Annotated in this window: 3 protein-coding genes; 1 reads left to right on the top strand and 2 read right to left on the bottom strand. The window is 52.4% G+C overall.

What is annotated here, in order from left to right:
- Positions 1 to 81: 81 nt before the first annotated feature.
- Entirely contained in the window at positions 82 to 474 is a 393-nt protein-coding gene (gspS, locus tag JHD74_RS25505; RefSeq protein WP_199063840.1) for a type II secretion system pilot lipoprotein GspS, read from the top strand.
- Positions 475 to 523: 49 nt separating this feature from the next.
- Here gspS and gspB read toward each other — a convergent pair whose 3' ends face one another.
- Both gspB and pulA read right to left on the bottom strand, forming a co-directional pair.
- Positions 524 to 1078: a type II secretion system assembly factor GspB gene (gspB, locus tag JHD74_RS25500; protein WP_370592715.1), complete on the bottom strand. Its 555-nt coding sequence runs from the start codon at positions 1076 to 1078 to the stop codon at positions 524 to 526.
- Positions 1079 to 1288: 210 nt separating this feature from the next.
- Positions 1289 to 3761 (bottom strand): pullulanase-type alpha-1,6-glucosidase (gene pulA, locus JHD74_RS25495; protein ID WP_199063839.1); only part of this gene is annotated, 2473 nt, incomplete at its 5' end.

Below are 3761 nucleotides of genomic sequence, written 5' to 3'. Positions count from 1 at the left end.
CCCCCCCCCCCCCCCCCCCCCCCCCCCCCCCCCCCCCCCCCCCCCCCCCCCTTTTTTAGATGTGTATAAGAGACAGTTATCATGCAGTTAACTCTGGTTTTTCGTCTTGTCCCCGTGTTGCTTTTGCTGGCCACTGCGGGGTGTCAGCAACCACGTTCTTCTCTGCAAAAGGGTCCGACCCCCCTTAATGAACAGGTAGAACAGCTGGCGTCGGTGGTTGCTGGTACCAAGTATTTAAAATATAAGTGCAATCGTAGTGATTTACCCAGCGATGCGGTCATTGACAAGGTTGCCTACAAAGTCGCCAAGCAACGGGGCTGGAATAGCTCTAGCTACGGGGCTTTGCCGCAGCGTAGTGAGGAAATTTATCAAAGCCTGATGAGAGACAACACGCCGGAACAAACCAAGTGCAGCAGCTTTAACAGCCTGTTAGCACCTTTTACCGCCGAACTGCGTGCAGACAGCAGCAGTTAGTGAAGACCAACTTGATGTCCTGCGCCAAGTGACGGGATGGTGGTAAGGTTTATTCTGATCCTTCGGCGGTGCTTTCTCTATCAACCTTGCCGCCCGGCCAATCCTCGAGCGCGTCAAGTGTGAATACTTCGCCATTGAAGTTAAAGATAGTCACGTCCTGTTGTATTTGCTCAATCGTAAGGTTGGGGGCCGGGCTGTCGCCTTCCTGATAACGCTGACCGTTCAGCGTGATGCTGCGTTTGTCATCTTCCGATGCGTAAATGTGCGCGCTATATCTTAAAGGGGCTAATTCATCACTGGCTAAGGAGGGGGAAGCTTTTTTATCTGATCCCACTTGTTGCGCCGGTTTATTTTTATCATGCACTGTTTCTATATCAGCGTTGGGGACCGTCTGCCTGGACACCACCGTTTTTATCGCGGTAGAGGGGGCAACTTGAGCTAACGCGGGGGCTGCGAAAGCTTCGTTGTTACGCCAGTGCTGTGCGGAAAACCAACCTATCGCTATTAACAACAATGCATATACTGGCAGCAGATAGCGGGGAATAAACAACCCCTTGGCTGGCTGGACGCTGACTTCTGGCTCTACTATCGATTTATTGTCCACATCCCTGAACCTTTCATTGACGCTGATTTCTACAGCCAGAGGTTGTTTTATTGGCGTGTCGCCAATACTGTGGCAACGCCAAAGTATGAAGGGTATATCCTGCCAGAAAACTCGGGTCAATAGCTTTGTACTTATATTCAGGATTGATGTGACTCCGTTGGTTTAACCTTTCGTTTCGGGCCACCTGATAGTGACCCGAAACGGACCGTTTTATTTACTGCTTACAGGCAATCCTGAGCCTTGGGCTGCGACTTGTTGTTTGACCAACAAGGCCACCGACCAGGCTGGTACTGTAACGCTGCCCTCAGCGGTAATATTGACGCCGGAGGCGAGTGAGCGGGCTCCCAGGTTTTGTTGGATTGCGCTCAGGGTGAGGTTTTCACCGGTAAAGTCATTAAGCGTTCTGGCTTCCGGCGCTGCGTTGATGATAACGACTAACGCATCGGCTTGGGGATCAAGATCGTTTCCGGCCTGAACCCCGTCATCAATGGTCATCACCAGTAAGCCAAGTTGCTGTTCTGCACCTGTGTTACGGAAATCGACACGCTTCATCACTTCATGGCCGCTACCCAAGGCAATCAGAGGCGAAGATTGGCGCAGTTTAGTGAGTTCCTGATAGAACGAGGTCATCTGCGCGATCTCTGTTTGACCAGGTGTGGCAACCGCATCTTTTACGCTGGCGATCAGCGAATAGTTGTCACCATCATCGCTGATGCGTGGCATACCAACGTTGAAGTTGTTGTCTTGATAGCTGTAATCCACACGGTTGTACCAGTCCCCAGCATCATATGAGTCACGGGTAAATGACTTGGAACGCAAGAGTTCTGAACCTTGTTGATCGAATGCCAGCCCTTGACCCAACAACGTCGTGGCCAGTGACACCGCCTGCATGCGGACGCGAGTGGTGAGATCGGCTTCACGTGCGGCTTTGTAACTGATCATATCCCATAAGGTTTGGTTGTCGTGTTTGGAAACATAGTTGACCACTTCGGTCGGATCGTTGGCATAACCCCCAATCGCCCCGTTATAGTCAATTTCGCTGCCTTTCCTGACGGAGCCATCTTTATCGATCAACAGGAATTCAGCCAGGTTACCAGCCATGCCCAGACGGGTCAGATCGGCCAGATGGCGCACGGTATCCTCATTTTGCTGGGTTAACTCGTTAGCCAATACTCCAGCGCCGTTACCCATCCCCTGGTTTTGACGCAAGGCATCACCAGAGTCAAACGGGCCGCCTCCACGAACAGCATCACGCAGGCGATCGGAGAAGGTGCCAATGCCGGTGCCTTTTAACGTGATCTGCGAAGCGATTTCGAAGCGATCGTCCTGACCAGAATTCCAACCTTCACCAAAGAAATAAACGCTGGGGTTCACCGATTTTACTTTCTCCCGGGCAGCCAGGATTTGTGCTTTCGGATGATAGCCCATCAGGTCAAAGCGGAATGCATCAATCTTGTAGTCTCGGCTCCAGACCACCAGAGAATCTTCAATCAGTTTGGCAAACATACGGTGTTCGGGGGCTGAGTCGGAACAGCAGGTGGCCGACTCTACACTGCCCGTAGTTTCGTTCAAGCGTTGATAATACCAGGGCACGATTTTATCCAGCACCGAGGTACGATCCGTTGGGCCAGCCGCATTGGTGTGGTTATAAACCACGTCCATGATGATGTTCATGCCCAGTTGCTGCTTGATGGTCTGCACCATGGTACGAAACTCTTTGATGCGGGCAGTGCCTTCGGGATTGGTAGCGTAAGAGCCTTCAGGCACCGTGTAGTGGAACGGATCATAACCCCAGTTGTAGGAGTCAGTCTGAGCCACATAGCCATTCAATTCCTGCACCTGCGGGTTGTCCTGGCTGTCATTCTGTTTCAGTTCTTCTAGTACATCTCCGATGGAGGTTGAACTTCCACAGTAGCCGGCAAAGCGGCTTTGCTTAACGGCGCTGTTCAGTTCACAAAGCCGACTGAATGGATGGGTGAGATCCGCCACTTTGTCGTTGAACTCATTGACGGTTGCCAGATCGAACACCGGTAGCAATTCAATGTGGGTTACCCCAGCTTGCCCAAGCTGCCTGAGATGCTGCACCATATTGCTATCGGTGGCAGTCAACGCCAGATATTTGCCCCGCACCTGTTCAGGAACGGTCTGATCCCAGGCGGAAAGATCGCGGATATGCGACTCATGGATGACCATTTTGGCAATATCAGCCTGGCTGGTCTGCGGGTGTGGCATGGTCAGGCTGTCCCAGCCTTCTGGTTTCAACGCGCTGTCATCGAGATCCACAACCTGGCTGTATTCGGAGTTGGTGGAGAGGCTATGGGAGTAAGGGTCGGTGACCTCATACTGCTCTACTTTGCGCGATTGCGGATGATAAACGGTCAGGGCGTAACGATAAAAAGCGTCTTTAAGGTCGTGACCTCCTTGATATGACCAGGCACCGGAATCGTTATCCCTGGTCATCGGATGGCTACCAATGACTTTTTTATCCGCACTGTAGATCACCAGTTCTGCCTGTTGGGCCGTTGGTGCCCAGACTCGGAAAGTGACGCCAGAATCGGTCAGCAGAGCACCATATTCCAGGCCTTCCGCGGCGGCTGAGAAGCGATCATCGAGCACGCCAGCGGTCTGTACCTGAGTCGCTGAAATAAGAATACCGTCCTGATTGGCAGCCAGGGCGACGGTC

The organism is Serratia sp. ASV30, from assembly GCF_016428815.1.
Taxonomy (GTDB): domain Bacteria; phylum Pseudomonadota; class Gammaproteobacteria; order Enterobacterales; family Enterobacteriaceae; genus Chania; species Chania fonticola_C.
The sequence above is the reverse complement of the archived record's forward strand: the minus strand, read 5'-3'. Positions and strand labels throughout refer to the sequence as shown.

Coding starts and splice junctions, on each gene's coding strand:
- gspS (WP_199063840.1), top strand. CDS start 82: ATGCAGTTAACTCTGGTTTTTCGTCTTGTCCCCGTGTTGCTTTTGCTG.